This window comes from Pseudomonas sp. CCI3.1, from assembly GCF_034313985.1.
Lineage (GTDB): Bacteria > Pseudomonadota > Gammaproteobacteria > Pseudomonadales > Pseudomonadaceae > Aquipseudomonas > Aquipseudomonas psychrophila.
This window is the reverse complement of the sequence record NZ_JAVIWO010000001.1, coordinates 3,856,009-3,878,514: the sequence shown is the minus strand read 5'-3', so window position 1 is coordinate 3,878,514 and position 22,506 is coordinate 3,856,009. Positions and strand designations below refer to the sequence as shown.

Genomic DNA, 22,506 nt, shown 5'->3' with positions numbered 1-22,506 from the left:
AAAGAGTAGTCCATTCCTGACACACGGCTAATGTGGTTTGTTGTCGCGTGACACGATGCCTCAGGCCTTGATATAGACCGTTGCAAGAACCGCAGGGAATCGTAAAAAACGCTTGTGCCATCCTGCGTGCAGTCCGGGAGGACTGTGATATTTCGAGTCATTATTTGTTACAAAACAATGATAGTCTCGACGCTCCCTGTCTTCGGCCACGATCTCTTTTAAATGACCAGCCAGCCCCTCCTGCTCCGCCATCACCGGCCATTTGTGGCCTTCTGGTTTGCCCGTATCTTCACCGCCAGTGCGTTTCAGATGCTCACCGTGGCCATTGGCTGGAACCTCTACCAGCTGACAGGCAATGTGATGGACCTGGGGTGGGTAGGTTTGATCGAGTTCGCCCCGCGCCTGCTGTTTATGCTGCACACCGGGCATGTGGCCGACCGCTATGATCGTCGCAAGGTCGCGGCCCTGTGCCAGTCGGTTCAGGCCATGATCGCCCTGACGCTGGCCATCAGCAGTGCAGGCGATCACATCACCCGGGAACTGATCTTTATCCTGGCGTTTTTGCTGGGTGCCGCCCGCTCCTTCGAAATGCCCGCCACCCAAGCGCTGCTGCCCTCCATCGTGCCGGTTGAACTCTTTCCACGCGCAGTGGCGGCGGCACAAGCGGCGCAACAGTCCGCCACCATTGTCGCGCCTGCGTTTGGCGGTTTGCTGTATGCATTTGGCAGTATCTGGGTCTATGGCCCGAGTGTTGCTTTGTATCTGATTGCCGCACTGCTGATGAGCAACCTTCCCGCCCGCCAGTTGCCACTGAACAAAGCCAAGGCCACGCTGGACTCCCTGCTCGCGGGCATTCGCTTCATTCGCAGCCGCCCTGACGTTTTAGGCGCTATCTCTCTGGACCTGTTTGCGGTCCTGCTGGGCGGAGCCACGGCGCTGCTGCCGGTGTTTGCCAAGGACATTTTGCTGACCGGCCCCTGGGGCCTGGGCATGTTGCGCTCGGCTCCGGCGGTCGGTGCCTTGTTGATGTCATTGTGGTTGGCCAGATTCGCAGTGGAGCGCAAGGTGGGGCGCGTCATGTTTACCGCTGTAGGGATCTTCGGTGTCGCAACCATCGCGTTCGGCCTGTCGACCTCGTTCTGGTTTTCAATGGCGGTGCTGGTGGTACTTGGCGCGGCAGACATGATCAGCATGGTGATCCGCGCCTCATTTGTGCAACTGGAGACCCCGGATGAAATGCGTGGCCGGGTGAGTGCGGTCAACGGCTTGTTTATCGGCGCGTCCAACCAGCTGGGGGAATTTGAATCCGGCGTCACCGCCCACTGGCTGGGCACAGTGCCCGCCGTGGTGTTGGGCGGGGTTGGCACGCTGGTCGTCACAGGGCTGTGGATAAAACTGTTCCCGGGCTTGGCCAACCGGGACCGAATGGTGGAAGAGCACAAAACCCTGTAGTCGCTGCCGCAGGCTGCGATAAGGGCCGAAGGACCTTCGCTCTTTAAAAAGAGCGGCCCCTGCGGGCCCGATCGCAGCCTGCGGCAGCGACTACAGGCGAGGATCTCACTTTATATATAGCCGCACACCCAGTCGGTTGTGCGGCGGCACCAGCGAAGTGTTGCTGAACTCGAACCAGCCGCCGTCCTTGCTACCCAGGTCAAAGGTATACAAGTGCCCCACCGTGGTGCCTGCACCGTTACAGGCCACCAGCCCCTGACCCTGGTTACAGACCGGAGCCCTAACTCCGTCAACTTCCTGACCATCCAGTGTCACATTTGGCTGGCCGCCGTAACCGCGCTCCAGTACATAGACCTTGATGTGGGGGCCATCATGGTCGCAGCGGGTCTGCTCGCGGCCATCGGACACATCCTCTACAGCGCAGGAAACAGACGCCACCTTGAGAATCTCTACCGTGCTCAGGGGCGTCGCGGGCACGGCGCTGATAGCGGCACTTATAAGGAAGCCAACACTGGCTGAAATTGAGGTGATGAAGTGCTTCATGGATCCCTCCTAAAACTGGCACGCAGTATGCCTGCCACATCAAGGTTATAAAACACGGCCCAGCAGGTTAACCAAAGCAGCCATATGTACGAGCTGCTGGTATGATGCGCGGCTTTTTCCGACAGACAGAAATTCTTCAGGCGGTCCGCGTCTGTGCTTTGCTGTTGAAAACGATTTAATCACGGCGCATTTGGCGCCACGGGGACTGGCATGCTGGAAAGGCTGTTTCAACTCAAAGCACACAACACCAATGTGCGTACCGAGATTCTTGCGGGTATCACCACCTTCCTGGCGATGGCCTACATCCTGTTCGTGAACCCGAGCATTCTCGGTGAGACGGGCATGGACAAAGGCGCCGTATTTGTTGCCACCTGTCTGGCGGCGGCTATCGGCTCGGCAACCATGGGCATTATTGCCAACTACCCGATTGCACTGGCACCGGGCATGGGCCTGAACGCCTTCTTCACCTACACCGTGGTGCTGCACATGGGCCACACCTGGCAGGTAGCGCTGGGTGCGGTATTTATCTCGGCGGTGCTGTTCTTCCTGTTGTCGATCTTCCGCATCCGCGAATGGATCATCAACAGTATTCCTCTGCCCCTGCGCTCGGCCATTGCCGCCGGTATCGGCCTGTTCCTGGCGCTGATCGCCCTGGGTAACGCCGGCATCGTGGTTGCCAACAAGGCAACGCTGGTCGGCATGGGCGATCTGACTCAGCCAAAAGTGGTTCTGGCCTCCCTGGGCTTTGCACTGATTGTTGCCCTGGAAGCGATGAAAGTACGGGGCGCGGTGCTGATCGGCATTCTGGCCGTGACCATTGCTTCCATTGCAATGGGCGTCACCGATTTCGGTGGCGTCGTGTCGATGCCACCTTCCCTGGCCCCGACCTTCCTGCAACTGGACATCAAGGGCGCCCTGGACATCGGTCTGATCAGCGTAATCTTCGCCTTCCTGTTCGTTGACCTGTTCGACAACTCCGGCACATTGATCGGCGTGGCCAAGCGCGCTGGCTTGATGGGCAAAGACGGACACATGCCAAAAATGGGTCGCGCCCTGATCGCTGACAGCACCGCGGCCATGGCCGGTTCGTTGCTGGGTACTTCGACCACCACCAGCTACATCGAGTCGGCAGCAGGCGTGAGCGCCGGTGGCCGTACCGGCCTGACCGCCATCGTGGTCGGCATCATGTTCCTGCTGGCGTTGTTCTTCTCGCCATTGGCCGCCAGCGTTCCAGCCTTCGCCACAGCACCTGCACTGATGTTTGTTGCGGTACTGATGATGAGCGGCCTAGCCGAAATTGAATGGGACGACGTCACCGTTGCCGCCCCGGTGGTGATCACCGCGTTGGCCATGCCGTTTACCTACTCCATCGCCAACGGCATCGCCTTCGGCTTTATTTCCTGGACTGTGATCAAGCTGCTGTCGGGCCGGGCCCGCGAGCTTAATGCGCCGCTGATCATTCTGTCGGTTCTGTTTGTCGTCAAGCTAGGTTGGTTTCCTGCATGAGTGCTTTGCCGTTTGATTCTGCTACCTACGCCGTTGAGCTTGAGGCCAAGACCCAGCGTCTGCGCGAGTTGCTGGCGCCTTTCGATGCGCCAGAACCCCAGGTGTTCGATTCGCCCCTGAAGCACTTTCGTCTGCGGGCCGAATTTCGCCTGTGGCGCGAAGGGGGCGAGCGTCACTACGCCATGTTCGCGCAAGATGACAAGCGCACACCGATCCTGATCGAAGAATTTCCGATTGCCAGCCTGCGCATCAACCAATTGATGCCACAACTCAAGTCGGCCTGGAAAGCCAGCGCCCCCCTGAGCCACAAGCTGTTCCAGGTGGAGTTCCAGACCACCCTGGCAGGCGATGCGATGGTCACTTTGTGCTATCACCGCCCGTTGGACGAGCACTGGCAAACCGCTGCCGAGCAGCTGGCCAAAGACCTCGATATCAGCGTGATCGGCCGCTCCAAGGGCAAACGTGTTGTGATCGGCCGCGATCATGTCGTCGAAGCGCTGGAAGTGGCGGGTCGCACCTTCACCTACCAACAGCCTGAAGGCGCGTTCACCCAGCCCAACGGCACGGTCAACCAGAAGATGCTCAATTGGGCATACGAGGCATTGGGCGAGCGTTCGGATGATTTGCTTGAGCTGTATTGCGGCAACGGCAATTTCACCCTGCCACTGGCCACTCGCGTGCGCAAAGTGCTGGCCACCGAAATCAGCAAGACCTCGGTGTATGCCGCGCTCAACAACTTGCGCGACAACGCTGTGGATAACGTCACGCTGGTACGTTTGTCAGCCGAAGAACTGACCGAAGCCCTGAATGAAGTGCGTCCGTTCCGTCGTTTGCAGGGCATCGACCTGAAAAGCTACGAGTTCGGCAGCGTTTTCGTTGACCCGCCGCGTGCGGGCATGGACCCGGACACCTGCGAACTGACACGCCGCTTCGACAACATCCTGTATATCTCGTGCAACCCCACCACATTGGCCGAGAACATCGCCCAACTGCACGATACTCACCGGATTGAGCGCTGCGCAGTATTTGACCAATTCCCGTGGACTCACCACATGGAATCGGGCGTGTTGCTGGTTCGCCGGTAAACACAGGTTCTGATACACCGTGTCGACCGAATCGCGGGCAACCCCGCTCCCACAGGATCAGCGCAATACCTGTGGGAGCGGGCTTGCCCGCGAAGGCCACGCCGCAATTTGGCCATGTTTAATGGGCCCGAAAATACCCCGCCACCTGCCGCAAATCCCCTTCATTCAATAACCCCGCGTAGTACTTGAGCTGCACCCGCGCCAGCAAATAGGCATAGCGCGCCTCAGCCAAATCCCGCTTGGCACTGAACAGCTGCTGTTCGGCATCCAGCACATCCAGATTGACCCGCTCGCCCCCACTCACGCTTTTCTGCGTCGCCTGCACCAGGGCACCGGCAGACTCAACGGCCATTTCATACGCACGCACCTTGGCCGCCGCGCTGCTGTTGAGGTTGTATTGCTTGCGCAGGTCCACCAGCGTCGTCGCTGTTTGCGCGTCCAGTTCGTACTGAGCCTGGGACAGTTGCCGCGCGGCCTGACGGGTGGATGCCGACACCGATCCTCCTGCAAACAACGGCACGGTGAGCTGAATGCCCACGCTGTTGGTGTCGTATTTCTGGTTATAGGTGCTCTCCGAATCGGAGCTGGTCTGACGGCTGCTGGCATACAAGCTGAGCTTAGGCAGATGCCCGGCCCGCTTGCGCTCCACCTCATACTCGGCCGAGGTCAACGCGTGATGCTGCGACGCCAGCTCCGGGTTATTGGCCAACGCCAGTTCGCGCCAGCTTTCGAAGCGCTGAGGTTCCAGTGGCAGAATCACAAAATGCGCCACCAGCGGGGCAAGCTGCTCGACCTGCAGCGGCTCACCAAGCATCGCCTCCAGCTCACGCAAGGCTGCGTCCTGATTATCTTGCGCCTCGATTTCTTCAGCCACCGCCATGCTCAGGCGCGCCTGGGTTTCCAGCACATCGGTGCGAGTACCCTCACCGCCTTCAAGAAGCCGTTGGTTGAGTTGCAGGCGCTCGGCAAAGGCGCGCTTTTGCGCCCGGCTCAATTCGATCCGCTCCTGCGCCAGCAGCGCCTGGCTGTAGGCACTGAGCACGCGCACCGCCAGATACTGGCTTTTGCTGCGAAAGCGCTCATCAGAAAACAGCGCCTGCGCTGCACCTTGTCGGAATCGTGCGTAGGCTTCGTAGTCCAGCAGCGGTTGCTGCAAGGTCAAGGTCGCCGCATAACTGCGGTAGTCGCGGTCGGTCCGAGTGCTGGCCTGGGTGACTTCGGACTCGTTGCGCGAATTGTTGTAGTTCCACGACAGGGTGGGCAGCAACGCCGAGCGACCCAAGGCGCGGTTCTCCTCCCCTGCCGCCCGCTCTTCAATGGCAGCATGGAAGGTCGGGTCGTTGCGAATCGCCAGATCGTAGGCTTCCAGCAACCCCATCGCCTGTACCGGCCCAGCACACGCCATCAGTAATCCACATAAGAACTGGCGCACCGTCATTCCTCCACCAACGCCATATGCGTGCGGTCGAGCAACGGCTTGAACAGGTAATTGAGCATCGAGCGCTCGCCCGTGCGCACAAATGCTTCAACCGGCATGCCCGGGCGAATCTGCAGCCCGGCCAGTTGGGCCATGCCCGCATCGCTGACCTGTGCGCGTAGCGTGTAATACGGCTCGTCCGTGCGCTCATCGACCTGGCGATCCGCCGACACCAGTGTCACTTCGCCTGCAACCCTTGGCGTGGTGCTTTGGCTGAAGGCCGAGAACATCAACTCTACCGGCAAGCCTGGGTGAACCTTGTCGGCCAGTTCAACCGGCACGCGCGCCTCAACCAGCAGGGGTTCTCCCTGGGGCACGATTTCCATCAGTGCCTGACCGGGTTTGATCACCCCGCCTTCGGTGAACACGTCCAGTCCGACCACAATCCCGGCCACCGGGGCACGCAACTGGCTGTTGGCCAACTCAAACTCGGCCGATGCCAGCCGGTTGCGCAGATCCTCGGTGCGCACTCGGGTGTCGGCCAGTTGGGTTCGGACTTCCTTTTGATACTCCTCGGCCAGTTGCCGAATTTTCAGACGCATCTCCAACACTTGTCGCTGCAATTGACCGATGCGACCGTAGTCTTCGCTGATGGAGCCCAGTACCTGGGCGTACACCCGCTCGCTGTCCAGCAGGCGATTGCGCGGGATAAACCCTTCCCGCGCCAGCTCACGCAAACCTTGCAGTTGTTCGGTGAGCGCCGTACGTTGCAGGACTTTACTGGCCTGGGAGTCCCGTACCCCACGCAACTGCGCCTCGGCGCCTGCGATGCTTTCGTGGATACCTTGCTGATCCAGCAGCAAGGCCTGACGTCGGCTGTCGAACAGTTGGCGTTGCAACGCCAGGTTGGACGCCACTTCAGGCGCCGCCGCCAGTGTCGTCAACTCTGTCGGAAAACTGACCTCCAGTGCGCCATCGCGCTCGGCATTAAGCCGCGCTTCACTGGCCAGTGAGCCGTAAAACTGACTGCGCAACGACTGGGCCTGACCCAACAGCGGGGTTTCCTTCAACCGGATCAAAACCTGACCGGCAACCACCTTGTCGCCATCACGCACGTCGATCCGCTCAACAATCCCGCCACTGGGGTGCTGCACCACTTTGCGATGGCCCGAAACCATCACCTTGCCCGACACCGCGACGCCCTTGTCCAGCGGCGCCAAAGCGGCCCAGCCGAGAAACCCGAGAAAGCCGCCGAGCATCAACAGCCAACCCAAACGCGAATAGCGTGTGTCATCCAGTTGCAGCACATTGCTGTCCCCAGGGACCTTGGCGTTCGAATACTTCATGCCTTGCCCGCCTCTGCCGTACCGAGCCGATAGCTCACATTCATAGCAGGCTTGGGCGCCGCAGATTTCGCTGCAGCGGGCGCACCAAGCACCTTGGCCGTGGGGCCAAAGGCTTGCAGCTGGCCTTCGCGCAGAATCAACAGGTAGTCGGTGAGGGTCAGCACATTGGGTTTATGGGTGATCAAAATCAGTGTTCGCTTGTGCTGTTTGAGCTGGGCAATGGCTTGTAACAAGGCCTGTTCCCCGGCTTCATCGAGGTTGGAGTTGGGTTCGTCGAGCACGATCACCGCTGGCAAGCCGTAAAGTGCACGGGCCAGGCCGATGCGTTGCTTCTGCCCGCCGGACAGCCCTGCGCCGCCTTCACCCAGGCGCGTTTCATACCCCTCGGGCAATTGCAGAATCAGCTGATGCACCCCGGCCAGTTGCGCAGCGGCCAACACCTTGTCGGCATCCACCTCGGCAAAGCGTGCGATGTTTTGCGCGATGGTCCCGGCAAACAGCTGGATGTCCTGGGGCAAATACCCCAGATGAGGCCCGAGCTGATGCTTGTCCCACTGCGACAACTCAGCCCCGTCCAGCCGCACCTTGCCCGCCAGCGGCTGCCACACCCCAATCAACAGCCGGGCAAGGGTCGACTTGCCGCAGCCAGAAGGCCCGATCACCCCCATCACTTGCCCGGCCGGCAGGGTGAAGCTCAGGTTGGCCAGGGTGGCGCGACGGGTGCCGGGAGCGCTGGCGCTCAATTGCTCCACCGACAACTCGCCCTGTGGCGCAGGCAATGCCATGCGCACCGGGCGCGGCGGATGGGCCTGCAACAAAGCGTCGAGACGTTGATAGGCCAACCGCGCCGAAGTCCATTGCTTCCACACACCAATCAACTGATCGATGGGACTCAATACGCGGCCCATCAGGATGGAGCCGGCGATCATCATCCCGGCAGTGATTTGTCCTTGTACCGCCAACAAGGCGCCGAGCCCCAGCACCAGCGACTGCAGGGCCAGGCGTACACCTTTTGACCAGGCACTGACCGTGGCGGTCTTTTCACTGGCCAGATTTTGCTGTGCCAAAAAAGCCGTGTGTTGTGCCAGCCAGCCCCCACGCAAGGTATCGAGCATCCCCATGGCCTCGATGGCCTCGGCATTGCGCAGATGGGCGCTGGCTTGCTGGGTGGCTTGCACCGACAACTCACTGGCGGCTTTAAGTGGGGCTTGCGAGACGCGTTGATTGACCCACGCCAGTATCATCAACAGCACCGCACCGCCCAGGGCCAGCAGCCCCAGCCACGGGCTGAACATAAAAATCACAAACAGGTACACCGGAAACCACGGCGCATCGAAGAATGCGAACAGGGCATTGCCAGTCGCAAATTGACGCAGGCTGGTGAGGTCATTCAGCGCCTGCCCGGCCGCCGGGTTGCCGGTGCGCAATTGCGCTTCGAACGCGGCGTCGTAGACGCGCTGATTCAAGCGCATATCCATCTGCGTGCCGAGGCGGATCACCACCTGGCTACGCACCCATTCCAACGCGCCCATCAGGCCAAAGAGGCCGAGGATCATCAGCGTCAGCATCAACAGGGTCATTTGATTGCCTGATGCCAGCACCCGGTCATACACCTGCAACATGTACAACGCCGGCGCCAGCATCAGTAAATTAATCACGGCCGAGAACAGGCCAATATTGAAAAAAGCGCGTTTGTAGGCCGTCAAGGCAGCCAGCATCTCGTTGGCTTTGGGCCGGGTCATGGAAGGATTCCGAGGAAGTGGGCCGAAAACCCTGTGGGAGCCTGGCTTGCCTGCGATGCAATCGCGGGCAAGCCCGGCTCCCACAGGATTGGAGTTCACTGAAGTGAGCGGGAGTTACGCCGCCAGAGCCCAGTCCTGAACCACTTCTTGCACGCCCACCAGGCTGATATCAGCCGCCAGCGGTGCATCGGCGTGAGCCAGGCCAGCTGCCGCCAGTTGGTCGAAGGTTGAATCGGTGCTCAGGCCGAACCCGCTCAGCAGGTTGTTGAGCACGCCTTCCAGACCCGATACGTCGCCTTTCATCAGGCCGTAGATCACGTCTTGAACAGCGTTGCCAGCACGGCCCGCATCGCTGGCGGCGGACAGGTCGAGGCCGTTGAAGGAGACGGTGTAGTCGCCCAGGCCAAACGCGCTGCCCGAACCACCAGTCAGCACTTCACCCAAACTCACGCTGTCCAGTTCACCCCACAGGTAATGGTTCATGTTGTCGCCAGCAGAGACTTTAGGGTCATACACATAATGCAGGCCATTGCTGGTATCGCTTCCTGCGATAAAGGCGTAGTCCGAATTATTGGCACCATGCGTCGCATACTGCTCACCATCTTGAGCACGGCCGCCACTATTGAAACCACCGGTATTGCTTAGACCGTGACCCGCAGTTTTAAAACCCTGGGCCCAATCGCTAAGCACGTCACCAATCGAATCAGAACCAACAAACGAACTATAGTTAATTGAAATAGTCATGACTTGAACTTCTTCCTTAGATAGTTTCAGTGAAGTGGCGCACAGCGATGCACGCCTTTGCTCACAACGAGCAATCTTTTATATAACGAAGCAAACAGGCCGTTATTTAGAATTTATATTCGAGCATGCCACTCAATGTCCGACCGCGCGCCATGCTCAAGTTATTGGCATCACCCATGGCCACAAAGTAGGCTTCGTCGGTAGCGTTCTCTAATGATAAGGTAATATTCAACGTGTCCGTCGGCCAGTAACTTGCATACAGGTCGTACACGCTGTATTTAGGCCAGTGTGCTTGCTCTATACCGGAGTAACTCCATTCATTCAGACCCGCGCCATTACCAGGGCTGTAGCGAAAGCGTATCCCCGTGTCCAGGCGCCGCTCAAGGAAACGAGCCCCCACTGTTAGAGACCCTCGATCTGCGGGCATATATGCCGCATTACCCATAGTAGATCCGCAATCGATTTTGTTGTTTCTGTCCGGGTCATCGAGCCATTCAGTGACTCTAGTATTAATGTAGCCAATCTTGCCATTAGGCCGGGTGTAGGGCGTCCTGATTATCTTAATAAGCTCGCCCCTTTTCTTGGCGCCGCCCATATAGTACCCACTTGAGCAAAATTCATTACTGCCAATCATGTGCGTGTAACTCAGGTTGGTATACAACCGTCCCATATCGTAATTCAACTGATATTCAACGCCGCGAAACCGGGTCTCCGCCTGGTTATTCACATACGCAGAGCGACCCGACCCGACGACATCCGCCGACCCTGGAAGAGAGACACCATAGTGTAAAAATGAGAAGTTCTTGATGTTATTATCAAAGTAAGCAACTTTTACTCCAAGCCGGTCATTATTAAAGAACAGGGATTCTTTAAAGATATTTAAACCGAACTCCCATTCCCGGTTTTCCTCAGCTTTCAGGTATGGATTGGGGTAAACCCGCTCCGGCGCATTCCCCCCATGGGGCCGCCCGGTCATAAACACCTCAGTCACCGCCGGCGGGCGCCAGCCTTGGCCCCATCGCCCATAGAACTGCAACCAGTCAACTCCGGGCTTTATCCCTATACCAAACGTCGGTGAAAACTTGCCTTCTTCACGATCTGAATCATAGAAATAAACATTTCTTACAGTAGTCCCCGAGGTCATCACCTCGCCACCATTCTCCCCTGGAGTGACCTGCGCTTGCCATAAACTCATGCCCGTTTTGCCTTCCAGGCGATAGCGGTCATAACGCAACCCGGCATCCAGCGCCAGCCAATAGCTGTACTGGTAATGCAGGTTATTGAACAGGCTGGCCATGGTGCGTTTGCCTTCCGGGTCTGCTCCCTCGACCCAGGGCAGATCATTCTCGTTCTCGGCCGGCACCAGATTGTTCTTGGATTTCAAGATGTCCTGATAGCTTTCCAGACCATAGTTCCAGCTCAGTTGCCCGTAGTTGTTGAAGTCAAACCGGGACGTGTTTTCTACCTGAAAACCCCATGTGCTGGTGCGAAACTCATCTTCGTAACCATCAAATGCATTACCACTATTAGCCGACGCTTTGTGGGGGGCATTACGCCGATCAAGCTGCGTATTGACGTAATAAAGTTTACTTTTGAAGTCGATCAGCTCGTTATCCGGGTTGTAGCTGTAATCCAGCGCCAGGTTGCCGGTATTGATATCGCTTTTACCGGTACGCACATAGTCATAACCATCCTGCGTCGCATTGAGGTTGGTCCATGCGTCAGCGCTATCGCTGTCGGTTTCCAGGTAAGTGAACTGCGCTCGTTGGTCGTTGGGCAGGTTCAGCCCGAACTTGACCATCTGCGAACGGGTCACGCTGCCGGTATCGCCTACTTCACTGGTCAGCCAGTCTGTCCAGGCTTCGCGATATTTGTTCTTGTTGCGAATATTTACGCCCAGGTTATCGGCGTTTTGCCGACCGGTACGGTAGTCACCAAAATGGCGCTCGCTATAAGCAACCAAAACATCGCCAAGATCATTGCCAAATGCGAAGACGCCACCACCATTGAAATAGGTGCCGTTACCCAATTTACCGATACCGCTGCCGGCCCGGATGCGCCCGCCGTACTCTTTGCCGTCTTCCAGGAACTCGCTGGCTTGCAGGGTGTTAAAGCTGGCAATACCCCCCAATACGCCCGCACCGCCCATGCCGGACTGGGCGCCTTTGTCGATTTCAACGCTGGAGACCATTTCCGGGTCGATCAACATCACGCCATTGCGTTGCTGGTGACCGTTGACGTTGAAATTCTGGCGCATGCCATCAACGTTCATGTTGACCCGGCCATAGTCCTGAATACCGCGGATGTTGACCGACAGGCCCTGGTCACGCTGATTGACGGCGGTGTACACGCCCGCGGTTTCTTCAAGCATGTCGGCTGCGTGACGCGGGGCACGCTTGTTGATTTGCTCGCGGGTGATGACAGCGACGGAGGATGGGGTCTGATACACCCAATCCCCACTACTGCCTTCGCTGGCCGTCACCGAAGTAGTGCCCAATGCCAGTGCGCCATTGTGTTCGCCGCTGACGCGGGTCAGGGTGACCTGGCGTTCGCCGGTAAAGCGGTACTCCACCGGATTGCCACCCAGCAAACGGGCCAGACCTTCCTGTACGCCGAAGTCGCCATTGAGCGCTAAGGATTTCAGGCCTTGCAGCATCTGGCTGTCGAACAGCACTTGCAGGCCAGCCTGTTCGGCAAAAATCAGCACGGCCTTGTCCAGCGGCTGGGCCGGAATATGGAAGGCGATAAATTCTTGTTGCACGGCGCTGCTGACTTTTTCAGCGGCCTGTACCGGCGCTTGCACCGCCAGCGACGCAAACAGTGCGACATGAACAGCAAAGGCTAACCGGCTTGCGGACTGCACCCCTTTGCGCTGACTACCCATCATTTTTATTTTCCCCAGGCTACGAGCTGCTTTGCGAATGAATCTCAATAGCAAGACGTAACATCGGGGTGAAGTCAGTAAAGGTTTTTGCGATTAATTTTCAAAAAGCGCTGGAGGGCCCTGTGGGAGCGGGCTTGCTCGCGATAGCCGCACTGCAATCTGCCTGACACACCGCGCCGCCTGCGTCGTCGGCAAGGCAGCTCCCACAGGATGGGTGGTGGCTCAATACACCAGGCTCACGCCCGCCAGTTCGACACGTTGCACATGCAGCTCCTGGGTGAGGGTGTGCAGTGCGCTGTCGAGCATTTCGAGGCGGAATACACCGCTGACCTGTCGACTGGCCAGGGCAGGATTGGCCAATACAATCTGGCCGGGGCGATAGCGGTTGAGCTGTTCGATCACGTGGGCAAGCGGTTGACGGTCAAAGACCAGTACACCACGGCGCCAACTGGTGGCCGCGTTGAGGTCGAAACCGGGCAGTTTTTGTACACCCTCCTGTGCGCTGTAGCGGGCGCTTTGGCCTTCTTCCAGGGTTTGCTGCGCCGCGCCCTGAACCGGTGGAGTCAACAGGCTGACCGCAACGCTGTGCTGCAACACCCCGACCCATGCCTGGTCGCTGCTTTCCCGACCAACCACAAATTGCGTGCCCAGCGCCCGGGTTCGCCCACCCGCACTCTGCACCACAAAAGGCCGGGTTTCGGCTTCGCCCATGGGCGACACGTCAAACACGGCCGACCCCGAAAGCAATCTGATCCGCCGCTCGCGGGTGTCGTAGTCGATGCTGATTGCACTGGATGCGTCCAGCTCGACCGAGCTGCCATCGGCGAGTTGAACGGTGCGGATTTCGCCTGCACCCGTGCGGTAGTCCGCCTGCATTTGAAGCAGCAGGGTCGGGCCGCTGATCCAGCCGACGGCCAGCACCAGCGACAGCACCGCCGCGCGCCCGGCCCAACGTATCGGGCGCCGGCGTCGAGTCATCGGAACAGGGCGTATAGCGGCCGCAGGCTGGCGATGCGTTACGGGCCTTGGCTCCAGCGCCAACGCTCCCAGCGCCGCCCAAGTCTGCTCGGCAAAACGCAACGCCGGGGCATGGCGCTCATCGGCTGCCAGCCACAGGTCCAGTTGCGCCCGGGCGTCTTCACTCAACGCACCCGCGTGCAGACGCACCGCCCACTCGGCGGCCGCTTCAGTAATGATCTGCTGTTCGGGGCCTTGGCTCATCAGGTGTGAATCTCTATTTCTCGTTATATATAAGCAGTGACGTCTCGCCGGCTAAAACTCAGTAAGCCATTCATCTACATATTTGAATGTTATTTCTCAGGCTCTTGTAGGCGCTGCATGACGTAGGCCAAGGCTTTTGACAGATGCTTTTGCACTGAGCTGTCAGAAATTTCAAGATGGCGCGCAACTTGAGCATGGGTCATGCCCTCGATGCGGTTGAGACGGAAGATTTCCTGAGTCCTTTCGGGCAACTCGGACAATGCCTGCTTTAGAGCCATGCGCTGTTGTTCAGCCATCGCCTGGGCCTCCAGCCCTGCCAGTTCATCTTCGATTTCGGCCAGTGCTTCGTGGGCAACCGAGTCGGTCTTGCGTCGGGTTTCCTGGCGAATGTGATCGACCAACAGGTTGCCCGCGATGCGATACAGATAGCCGGGGGTGTTGTCGATGTGCTCCTTGCGCCCACGCTCGGCCATGCGCAGAAAACTTTCCTGTACCAGGTCTGCGGCCAGCTGAGGGTCTCGCACCTTGCGCGCCAGATACCCGCGCAGGGTACCGGCATGCTTGAGGAACAAGCCTTTGAGATCCATATCCGACAAACCGACTCCCTGAGCATGAAGGAAAGGGGCGGCTATCTTACTTTTTGTCGAGAATGATTTTCAATTGGTATTGGATTTCATTTCCAGAAATGTGGCGCCCGGTCATGCCTGTAAATAACGCAACACCGCGTCACACATCATGTCGCGCTGACGCTGCTTGACCTGCAGATCGGAAAAGTCGACCTGGAAAATCTCACCCAGTGTGTACCGGTTCGACACTCGATAAAAACAGAATGAACTGACCAGTAAATGGACATCCAGCGGGTTTAGCCCCGCACGGAATACCTTTTGTTCAACGCCGCGCCGCAGGATGTTTTCCAGCGCATGCACAATCGTGTCGTTCATGGCTTTGATGCCTTCCGAACGCTTGATGTACTCACCCTTGTGAATATTTTCGATGCTGACAATGCGCACAAAGTCCGCGTTCATATCGTGGTGATCGAACGTGAACTCCACCAGCCGCCGAATGGCCTCGACCGGCTCAAGCTGATCCAGGTTCAAACGACCTTCGATGCTGCGGATTTCGCCGTACAGCTTCTCCAGCACCTCAACGTAGAGCTGCTCCTTGCTGGTGAAGTAGTAATAGATCATCCGTTTGGAGGTCTTGGTGCGCTCTGCAATAGCGTCCACCCGTGCTCCCGACAACCCTTGCTCCACGAACTCGACAATCGCTTCTTGCAGGATATTTTCCCGCGTCTTTTCGGGGTTGTTCTTACGGCTTTTACGCGGTTCGACGACCGGTGCCGTGGCGCCGGTGTCGAGCTCTGGAATGTCGGTCATGTAAGGTTCACGGCCATGTTGGAATGCCCGCGATTATGGGGCGCCCTGCTCTATGAAGGAAGTCGCCCTACAGCTTTGCCTGACGCACCGCGCCACTGCGCGACTTGGCCATGGCAGCCAACCGTACGGCTACGTTTGCAGCGCCATAGCCGGCATAGCCATTTTTGCGCTGTAAAAGCTCGAAGAAAAAACGCCCTTCAAACGCTTCGGTATACACGTGAAACAGCTCGCCGCCCTGCGCATCCCGGTCGTACAGCACGTTGAAATAGGCCAGCTCGCTCAAGAACTCATCATCAAAATCAAACCGCGCCGCCAGGTCGTCGTAGTAGTTGAGCGGGATATCCAGCAGCGGCACGCCCGCAGCCTTGGCACGGCTGACTTCAGCAAACAGATCGTCACACTCGAAAGCAATGTGATGTACACCTGAACCCCGATAACTCGACAAGGCGTGTGAGATGGCAGTGTTTCTATTTTCGGAAATATTCAACGGCAAACGAATCGAGCTGCATCGGCTACGCAACGCTCGGCTTTTTACCAAGCCATAAGGGTCTGGCAGCACCACTTCATCATCCGCCTCGAAATCCAGCAGGCTTTTATAGAACAGTACCCAGCTGTCGAGGCTATCAGCTGGCAATGCCATGGCCATATGGTCAATGCGCTTGAGCCCGCCCTGGGCTGACGGGGTGGGCGTGAGGGTGAAGTCCGACTCATACAGCGGCTTGCCCGCAGCGTCTTGGTCCACCAGATAAATCAGGCTGCCATCCGGTGCGCGCACCGCCGCCAGCTCCAGCTCATTGGGGCCGACCAGCCCGCGATAGGGCTGGCCTTTATAGGCCACGGCACGGGCCAGAGCGCTGGTGCTGTCCTGCACACGCAGTGCAGTGGCGCACAACGATGGGCCGTGGGCCTCAAAAAAGTTATGGGCGAACGAATAGGGTTCAGCGTTGAGGATCAGGTTGATGTCGCCCTGGCGCAGCAAGCTCACGTTTTTTGAACGGTGCTGCCCGGCCTTGCTGAACCCCAGGCGTTCGAGCCAGTGAGTGAGTTGCGCGCCCTGACTTTCATCCACGGCAAATTCCAGGAACTCGATGCCGTCGTACTGACTGGCTTGAGGCGGTGCAAACAAGGGTTCAAGCGTCGCGGCCGGGGCCGCTTGCTGCACAAGCCGTTCGCGGGTCTTTTCCTCGAGGTACAACAACGAACGCAAGCCATCGGCCGCATTGGCCCGCGGCGGCGCAGCCCGAAAACCGTCATTGAATATTTCCAGCGACAGAGGCCCTGTGTAGCCACTTTGTATGATCGGCGCCAAAAAGCCCGGCAGATCGAACTCGCCCTGCCCTGGGAAACATCGGAAATGACGGCTCCATTCCAGAACATCCATTGCCAGAATCGGTGCATCAGCCATTTGTACAAAGAAGATCTTATCGCCGGGAATCTGCGCAATGGCGCTTGGATCACCCTTGAGCGACAGGGTGTGGAAGCTGTCGAGCAACACGCCAAGATTGGGGTGGTCGATCTGGCGCACCAAGTCCCAGACCTGTTGCCAGGTATTAACGTGACGCCCCCACGCCAGCGCCTCGTAACCAATGCGCACGTTGCGCGCACCCGCACGTTCGGCAAGCAGGCTCAAATCATCCAGCAAAATTTGCCGGTCACCCACCGAGTCTGGCGCGGCATTACTGCACACCAGCACCAGGTCGGTGCCCAGCTCCTGCATCAAGTCAAACTTGCGCTCGGCGCGATCAAGGTTGCGGGCGAGGCGATCGCGGCGGCAACCTTCAAAATCACGAAACGGCTGAAACAGGCTAATGGCCAACCCCAGGTCTGCACACATCTGGCGCACTTCACGAGGGCTGCCGTCGTAATAGAGCAGGTCGTTTTCAAAGATCTCGACCCCGTCAAAACCCGCCGCCGCAATGGCGTCCAGCTTCTCTGGCAGGGTGCCGCTCAAGGAAACAGTGGCGATCGAACGCTTCATTTAAAACTCCCAGGATTGGTGCAGACTGCAGGCGACGGCATTTGTTGATGGCTTGATTATTAAGGGCGCCCTATTATTGAGCAACCAATCTGTACCAACCGGTTAGTTTTGCGTGCGATTATCGAACATTATGGCCTATCTTGAATTGACGATTTTTTGTCCACTCGCCACCATCGAACCCGTACTTCTTGCATCAACTGTTGTGCAACACCACATAAAAATTCCAAGAAACGGGTAAACATCCATGGTCCCTTCTCCGACTGCACGCACTACCTCTGCTCACGCTCCAAACGCAGGAATCGGTGACAAGATTCGCGGCACCCTGGCGACTGGCAGAACCCGTTGGGGCATGCTCGCACTGGTGTTTTTCGCCACCACACTGAATTTTATCGACCGCGCAGCCCTGGGCGTCATGCAACCGATCCTGGCCAAAGAGATGAGTTGGACGGCGATGGACTACGCCAACATCAACTTCTGGTTTCAAGTGGGCTACGCCATTGGCTTCGTCCTGCAAGGCCGCTTGATTGACCGGGTTGGGGTCAAGCGCGTGTTCTTCTGCGCCGTCTTGCTCTGGAGCCTGGCAACCGGTGCCCATGGCCTCGCCACTTCGGCGGCAGGTTTCATGATTTGCCGCTTCATTCTCGGCCTGACCGAAGCCGCCAACTACCCGGCCTGCGTAAAAACCACGCGCCTGTGGTTCCCGGCCAGCGAGCGGGCTGTGGCCAGCGGAATTTTTAACGCCGGTACCAACGTCGGCGCCATGTTCACTCCGATGTTGCTGCCATTGGTGCTGCATGTGTGGGGCTGGCAAGCCGCCTTTTTGTGCATGGCGGCATTGGGGGGGATTTGGCTGATTTTCTGGGGTTTGAAGTACTACAACCCGGAAGATCATCCAACCGTTAGCAAAGAAGAACTGGCTTATATCCAGCAAGAAAAAGAGCCTGAGCAAACCACCGTTTCGTTCGGCACCATCCTCAAGATGCGCGGAACGTGGGCCTTCGCGTTGTCCTACGCCATGACGGCACCGGTGTTCTGGTTCTACTTGTATTGGTTACCGCCGTTCCTGAACCAGCAATACAACCTGGGCATCAGCGTGACCCAGATGGGTATACCGCTGATCATCATCTATATCACTGCCGATTTCGGCAGCGTCGGCGGCGGGATTCTGTCTTCGATGATGATCAAGCGCGGCATGGCGGCAGTGAAGGCGCGACTGGTGTCGATGCTGTTGTGCGCAATCAGCATCATCGGTGTGGTAATGGCTGCGGGCTCCAGCCAACTGTGGGTCGCGGTGGGAGCCATCGCCCTAGCACTGGGTGCGCATCAGGCCTGGACCGCCAACGTGTGGAGCATGGTGATGGACTACACGCCCAAACACATGATGGGTACTGTGTTCGGTTTTGGTGGCATGTGCGCAGCCATTGGCGGGATGTTCATGACCCAGTTTGTGGGCTATGTGCTGACCGTCACGAACAATAATTACACCTTGCTGTTCACCATGATTCCAGCGATGTACTTCATTGCGTTAGTGTGGATGTACTTCATGGCGCCGCGAAAAATCCCACAGGTTTAGCGCATAGAACAACGAGGTATTCGATGACATTACCCACACCCCTTTCAGGGGTGAACCACCCTTTGAAGGGCATCCTGCTGATAGTGACGGCCACTGCGCTGTTCTCCAGTCACGATGCACTGTCCAAGTACCTCAGTGGTATTTACCCGGTGGTGATGGTGGTGTGGGCACGTTATCTGGTGCACACCGTGCTGATGGCAGGGATCTTTCTGCCGCAATCAGGGCTGCGTGTATTGCGAAGCAAGCGGCCCTTGCTTCAGGTTTTGCGGGCTATTTGCCTACTGGGCTCGGGCCTTTTTTTCACCTATGGGTTGCTGTTTATCCCACTGGCGGAAAATACGGCGGTCAACTTTCTGGCACCGCTGCTGGTCGCCGCATTGTCCGGGCCCTTACTGGGCGAAACGGTGACTCGCGGGCAATGGATGGCCGTGGTGTGTGGGTTTATCGGTGTGGTGATCATCATTCACCCGGGGGGCGAACTGTTCACGCCGGCGGTGTTGTTGCCGATGGCAGCAGCGTTGTGTTTTAGCTGCTATCAAATCCTCACGCGCAAACTCAGCGCGTACGACAGCCCCACTACCAGCAACTTTTTTGCCGGGCTCTTCAATGTGCTGGTGATGAGTGCGCTGGTGCCGTTTTTCTGGCAAACACCGACACTGACCCACGGCCTGCAAATGCTGGCATTGGGCTCGCTGGGGATGACAGCGCATTTGCTGCTGACCCAATCGTTTCGTGTGGCAGCACCGGCCTTGCTGGCACCGTTCAGCTACTGCCAGATTGTGTTTTCAGGGGTGTTGGGGTGGTTGCTTTTTGACCACACGCCTGACCTGACCAGCCGCATCGGCATTGCGATTATCTGCATCAGCGGGCTGGCGGCGGCGTGGCAGCAGCGGCGCGGCCGCACATAAGTCACGTAGCAGCTGCCGAGGAACGAAGGCTGCGTTCGAGGACGAAGTCGTCGTAAAACCTGAGCACGCGATTTTTCAGAAGTACCGCGAGCTCAGGTTTTTACGATCGCTGCGCAATCGAACGCAGCCGTCGTTCCTCGGCAGCTGCTACGGGTTTTGCGTTAACACCACGCATTTTTAAAAGTCGAAGAACACCGTCTCCCCTTCGCCCTGGATTCGGATATCAAACTTGTAGGCCGTTTTGCCATTCACTTCGCAGCGCTGGGCGATCAAGGTTTCGCGGCGTTGTGGTTGCTCAATCAGGTTGAGCACCGGGCACTTGGCGTTCGCCTCTGGCTCGTCGCTGAAATACAGGCGCGTTTGCAAGTGGATATTGATGCCACGGGCAAAGAGCGACACGTTGATGTGCGGCGCCATTGGCACACCGCCAGCGTTATTGACCACACCCGGTTTGATGGTGCTAAGCGTCCATTCACCCGCATCGAAGGTGGTCGCGGTACGGCCGAAACTGTTGAAGGCTTTTTCTGAATCAAAATCCTCGTCGTAGACCCCTTCATGGTTGGCTTGCCACAGCTCCAGGAAGGAGTCGCGCACCAAGTGGCCATTGCCGTCGTAGACGTTGCCAAACAGCACAATAGGTTCGCCCGCAGCGTCAGGCTTGGCCATCTCGCTCCAGATTTCTTCAGGTCGCGACGGGTTGCCGGCCGCCGCCAGGGCCAAGCCTATATGCACGTAGGGGCCAGCGGTTTGCGATGGGGTTTCCGGAAGCAGTTCGATAGGCATGACGGGGTTCCTCAGCAGTTTTCGAAGTGAGTCTTGCGCTGACCGCGCAGCACGATGTCAAAACGATACGCAAGACAATCCATCGGATTGGCCGCGCCCATGTCCAGTCGTGCTATCAGGCTTTGCACGGCATCCGGGTTGGTAATCGATTTGACGATCGGGCACATCGGGATCATCGGATCACCTTCAAAATACAGCTGGGTAATCAGCCGCGTGGCAATCGAGGGGCCGCTGATAGAAACGTGAATATGCGCCGGGCGCCAGTCGTTTGGCCCGTTACGCCAAGGGTAGGGGCCTGGTTTAACTGTGCGGAAACTGTAATAGCCTTCGCTGTCCGTCAGGGTGCGGCCCACGCCGCCAAAATTGGGGTCCAGCGGCGCCAGGTAGCGGTCGTTCTTGTGGCGATAGCGGCCGCCTGCGTTGGCTTGCCAGATTTCAACCAGGGTGTGAGGAATCGGCTTGCCGTACTGATCGCGCACCCGACCCGCGAGGATGATCCGCTCACCGATAGGCAAACCACCGTTGTTGAAATTGAGCAGCAGGTCGTTGTCGAACTTACCGAATTTCAGGTGGGAAAAGTCAGGACCACTGGTTTCACTGACCGATTGTGGGATGCTCACCAGCGCCTGACGCGGGGAGCGGGCAATGGACGTTTTGTAATCGGGGGTCAAGGCTTTGGGGTGCCAGTTGCGGTCACGGATGATAAAGCGCCGGCTGTCTGCATCAGACATGTCGATCTCCTGTTGTTTTTATAAAGGCTGGGCACCAGTTTCAAACAACAGGCGAATCAGGACTACTGAAAAGGCCAGCTCCATCCATAACCAAATGGTTATGGATAAATACCATCACCGTAAGCCTGACCTAATTCGCGCAAGACTTCGACACACCCCTGTGCCGCCACCGACATCGGTACGTGGGCATTGCTGCAAATACCGATCGAGCCGCCAGGTTCGCGCTGGCCCAGATCGATTTCTTGCAATTGGCCACTGGCCAGATCCAGGCGCACGGCATCCAGAGGCGCAATCCAGAGCGCATCGTTGCGCAAAACATAACGCCGGCTCAGGGTAATCGACAGGGTTTCCAGACGCTGACGGGACTGGTTGATACCGCACTGTACGAACAGGCTGTCGGCAAAGGCGCGAATGGTGGTGTTGGCCAGCGGCAACACCAGCGGGTAATTTTCGAGCAGGCTACGATCCAGCGGACCTTGTGTCAGGGGATGGCCTGCGCGGGCCACCAGGGTCATGGACTCGCTGTAAAGATGCTCAAAATTCATACCCTGAATTTCCGGGCTGTCGGTCATGCGCCCTACGACCAGATCGACATCCCCTACTCGTAACTGGGATAACAGGTAGGCGCTAGGCCCGGTCACGACGCTCACTACCAGTGATGAATGCCGTGCGTGCAGGCGCTGCACCAGTTCGGGTATCAGCAGGCTTTCAACCGTCGACAACACCCCAAGCCGCACCGTGCCGCCCACGTATTCACCACCGCGCAAGGCATTGACGCCTTCACGCAAAGCCTGCACCGAAGGGGTTGCATACCGCAGGAACGCCACCCCGGCTTCGGTCAGAGTAACCCCGCTTTTACTGCGAACAAACAGGCTGACCGTCAGCAATTCCTCCAGCTCCTTGAGGGTTTTGGACATGGCTGGCTGACTCACCGCCAGCACATCCGCCGCCCGCGCCAAACTGCCTTGGCGTGCCATTTCCATAAAGCACACAAGGTGGCGGTACTTGATGCGGGTATCAATGTTCACAGGGCTAACAACTCCGGGGCGGGGATCGGCAAGCCGTATTCAACCACTTCAGCCCAAGGCCCGGAACTGAATTAAGGCGTTCAGGTCTTTTTAACGGGATACAACGCTCTCCATAACCGTCTGACAGCCGGTCTGGCGCAGCCCCGACTCAGCAGCAACACTTGTAACTACGATTCATCAGAGGATTGT

18 protein-coding genes are annotated in these 22,506 nt (G+C 58.0%); 5 read left to right on the top strand and 13 right to left on the bottom strand.

Going from position 1 to position 22,506, the window contains the following annotated elements; translation table 11 throughout:
* The first annotated feature begins 222 nt into the window (after window positions 1-222).
* Entirely contained in the window at window positions 223-1,452 is a 1,230-nt protein-coding gene (locus RGV06_RS17785; RefSeq protein WP_019824072.1) for an MFS transporter, read from the top strand.
* A 105-nt stretch (window positions 1,453-1,557) separates the two neighbouring features.
* Here RGV06_RS17785 and RGV06_RS17780 read toward each other — a convergent pair whose 3' ends face one another.
* The gene (locus RGV06_RS17780; RefSeq protein ID WP_322150717.1) at window positions 1,558-1,995 is read right to left on the bottom strand and encodes a DUF4879 domain-containing protein; all 438 of its coding nucleotides are present in this window, start codon (window positions 1,993-1,995) and stop codon (window positions 1,558-1,560) included.
* 210 nt (window positions 1,996-2,205) lie between these two features.
* Here RGV06_RS17780 and RGV06_RS17775 point away from each other — a divergent pair, with 210 nt between their 5' ends.
* Together RGV06_RS17775 and trmA are read left to right on the top strand one after the other, a co-directional pair.
* A complete protein-coding gene (locus RGV06_RS17775) occupies window positions 2,206-3,501 on the top strand; it encodes an NCS2 family permease (RefSeq protein WP_019824076.1) in 1,296 nt (431 codons plus the stop codon).
* Window positions 3,498-4,586, top strand: coding sequence for a tRNA (uridine(54)-C5)-methyltransferase TrmA (gene trmA / locus RGV06_RS17770; RefSeq protein ID WP_019824078.1), 1,089 nt, complete (start codon window positions 3,498-3,500; stop codon window positions 4,584-4,586). Before RGV06_RS17775 ends, trmA begins: the two co-directional genes overlap by 4 nt.
* Before the next feature lie 118 nt (window positions 4,587-4,704).
* Here trmA and RGV06_RS17765 read toward each other — a convergent pair whose 3' ends face one another.
* From RGV06_RS17765 to quiC, 9 genes are all read right to left on the bottom strand, one after another.
* Window positions 4,705-5,991 (bottom strand): TolC family outer membrane protein, encoded by a 1,287-nt coding sequence (locus tag RGV06_RS17765; RefSeq protein ID WP_416194582.1) that lies wholly within the window; start codon window positions 5,989-5,991, stop codon window positions 4,705-4,707.
* 29 nt (window positions 5,992-6,020) lie between these two features.
* Window positions 6,021-7,349 carry an HlyD family type I secretion periplasmic adaptor subunit gene (locus RGV06_RS17760; RefSeq protein ID WP_322150712.1) on the bottom strand — a complete coding sequence of 443 codons (1,329 nt, stop codon included), beginning with the start codon at window positions 7,347-7,349 and terminating at the stop codon, window positions 6,021-6,023.
* Window positions 7,346-9,091 carry a type I secretion system permease/ATPase gene (locus RGV06_RS17755; RefSeq protein ID WP_322150710.1) on the bottom strand — a complete coding sequence of 582 codons (1,746 nt, stop codon included), beginning with the start codon at window positions 9,089-9,091 and terminating at the stop codon, window positions 7,346-7,348. Before RGV06_RS17755 ends, RGV06_RS17760 begins: the two co-directional genes overlap by 4 nt.
* Window positions 9,092-9,205: 114 nt before the next feature.
* A complete protein-coding gene (locus RGV06_RS17750; RefSeq protein ID WP_019824087.1) occupies window positions 9,206-9,835 on the bottom strand; it encodes a heme acquisition protein HasA in 630 nt (209 codons plus the stop codon).
* A 106-nt stretch (window positions 9,836-9,941) separates the two neighbouring features.
* The gene (locus RGV06_RS17745) at window positions 9,942-12,722 is read right to left on the bottom strand and encodes a TonB-dependent receptor (RefSeq protein WP_322150708.1); all 2,781 of its coding nucleotides are present in this window, start codon (window positions 12,720-12,722) and stop codon (window positions 9,942-9,944) included.
* 219 nt (window positions 12,723-12,941) lie between these two features.
* Window positions 12,942-13,943, bottom strand: a complete 1,002-nt coding sequence (locus RGV06_RS17740; RefSeq protein WP_173667414.1) for a FecR family protein — start codon at window positions 13,941-13,943, stop codon at window positions 12,942-12,944.
* 86 nt (window positions 13,944-14,029) lie between these two features.
* Window positions 14,030-14,536, bottom strand: coding sequence for an RNA polymerase sigma factor (locus RGV06_RS17735; RefSeq protein ID WP_046810569.1), 507 nt, complete (start codon window positions 14,534-14,536; stop codon window positions 14,030-14,032).
* Between the two features lie 102 nt (window positions 14,537-14,638).
* Complete coding sequence (locus tag RGV06_RS17730) at window positions 14,639-15,316, bottom strand: TetR/AcrR family transcriptional regulator (RefSeq protein ID WP_046810568.1); 678 nt, start codon at window positions 15,314-15,316, stop codon at window positions 14,639-14,641.
* Between the two features lie 67 nt (window positions 15,317-15,383).
* The gene (quiC, locus tag RGV06_RS17725; protein ID WP_046810567.1) at window positions 15,384-17,294 is read right to left on the bottom strand and encodes a 3-dehydroshikimate dehydratase QuiC; all 1,911 of its coding nucleotides are present in this window, start codon (window positions 17,292-17,294) and stop codon (window positions 15,384-15,386) included.
* A gap of 244 nt (window positions 17,295-17,538) precedes the next feature.
* Here quiC and RGV06_RS17720 point away from each other — a divergent pair, with 244 nt between their 5' ends.
* Both RGV06_RS17720 and RGV06_RS17715 read left to right on the top strand, forming a co-directional pair.
* Complete coding sequence (locus tag RGV06_RS17720) at window positions 17,539-18,867, top strand: MFS transporter (RefSeq protein WP_019824099.1); 1,329 nt, start codon at window positions 17,539-17,541, stop codon at window positions 18,865-18,867.
* Between the two features lie 23 nt (window positions 18,868-18,890).
* Window positions 18,891-19,775, top strand: a complete 885-nt coding sequence (locus tag RGV06_RS17715) for a DMT family transporter (protein WP_046810566.1) — start codon at window positions 18,891-18,893, stop codon at window positions 19,773-19,775.
* Between the two features lie 177 nt (window positions 19,776-19,952).
* Here RGV06_RS17715 and pcaG read toward each other — a convergent pair whose 3' ends face one another.
* The 3 genes from pcaG to pcaQ all read right to left on the bottom strand — a co-directional run bounded on the left by pcaG (window position 19,953) and on the right by pcaQ (window position 22,317).
* Entirely contained in the window at window positions 19,953-20,558 is a 606-nt protein-coding gene (pcaG, locus tag RGV06_RS17710) for a protocatechuate 3,4-dioxygenase subunit alpha (protein ID WP_019824104.1), read from the bottom strand.
* An 11-nt stretch (window positions 20,559-20,569) separates the two neighbouring features.
* The gene (pcaH, locus tag RGV06_RS17705; protein WP_019824105.1) at window positions 20,570-21,289 is read right to left on the bottom strand and encodes a protocatechuate 3,4-dioxygenase subunit beta; all 720 of its coding nucleotides are present in this window, start codon (window positions 21,287-21,289) and stop codon (window positions 20,570-20,572) included.
* Window positions 21,290-21,387: 98 nt separating this feature from the next.
* Window positions 21,388-22,317, bottom strand: a complete 930-nt coding sequence (gene pcaQ / locus RGV06_RS17700; protein ID WP_198821299.1) for a pca operon transcription factor PcaQ — start codon at window positions 22,315-22,317, stop codon at window positions 21,388-21,390.
* Window positions 22,318-22,506: the final 189 nt, after the last annotated feature.

Excerpts from the sequence above, each read along its gene's own strand:
- pcaH (WP_019824105.1), bottom strand. The coding sequence starts at position 21,289 with ATGTCTGATGCAGACAGCCGGCGCTTTATCATCCGTGACCGCAACTGG.
- RGV06_RS17720 (WP_019824099.1), top strand. The coding sequence starts at position 17,539 with ATGGTCCCTTCTCCGACTGCACGCACTACCTCTGCTCACGCTCCAAAC.
- RGV06_RS17785 (WP_019824072.1), top strand. The coding sequence starts at position 223 with ATGACCAGCCAGCCCCTCCTGCTCCGCCATCACCGGCCATTTGTGGCC.
- RGV06_RS17765 (WP_416194582.1), bottom strand. The coding sequence starts at position 5,991 with ATGGCGTGTGCTGGGCCGGTACAGGCGATGGGGTTGCTGGAAGCCTAC.
- RGV06_RS17760 (WP_322150712.1), bottom strand. The coding sequence starts at position 7,349 with ATGAAGTATTCGAACGCCAAGGTCCCTGGGGACAGCAATGTGCTGCAA.
- RGV06_RS17755 (WP_322150710.1), bottom strand. The coding sequence starts at position 9,091 with ATGACCCGGCCCAAAGCCAACGAGATGCTGGCTGCCTTGACGGCCTAC.
- RGV06_RS17750 (WP_019824087.1), bottom strand. The coding sequence starts at position 9,835 with ATGACTATTTCAATTAACTATAGTTCGTTTGTTGGTTCTGATTCGATT.
- RGV06_RS17745 (WP_322150708.1), bottom strand. The coding sequence starts at position 12,722 with ATGATGGGTAGTCAGCGCAAAGGGGTGCAGTCCGCAAGCCGGTTAGCC.
- RGV06_RS17780 (WP_322150717.1), bottom strand. The coding sequence starts at position 1,995 with ATGAAGCACTTCATCACCTCAATTTCAGCCAGTGTTGGCTTCCTTATA.
- RGV06_RS17730 (WP_046810568.1), bottom strand. The coding sequence starts at position 15,316 with ATGACCGACATTCCAGAGCTCGACACCGGCGCCACGGCACCGGTCGTC.
- RGV06_RS17775 (WP_019824076.1), top strand. The coding sequence starts at position 2,206 with ATGCTGGAAAGGCTGTTTCAACTCAAAGCACACAACACCAATGTGCGT.
- quiC (WP_046810567.1), bottom strand. The coding sequence starts at position 17,294 with ATGAAGCGTTCGATCGCCACTGTTTCCTTGAGCGGCACCCTGCCAGAG.
- trmA (WP_019824078.1), top strand. The coding sequence starts at position 3,498 with ATGAGTGCTTTGCCGTTTGATTCTGCTACCTACGCCGTTGAGCTTGAG.
- RGV06_RS17715 (WP_046810566.1), top strand. The coding sequence starts at position 18,891 with ATGACATTACCCACACCCCTTTCAGGGGTGAACCACCCTTTGAAGGGC.
- pcaG (WP_019824104.1), bottom strand. The coding sequence starts at position 20,558 with ATGCCTATCGAACTGCTTCCGGAAACCCCATCGCAAACCGCTGGCCCC.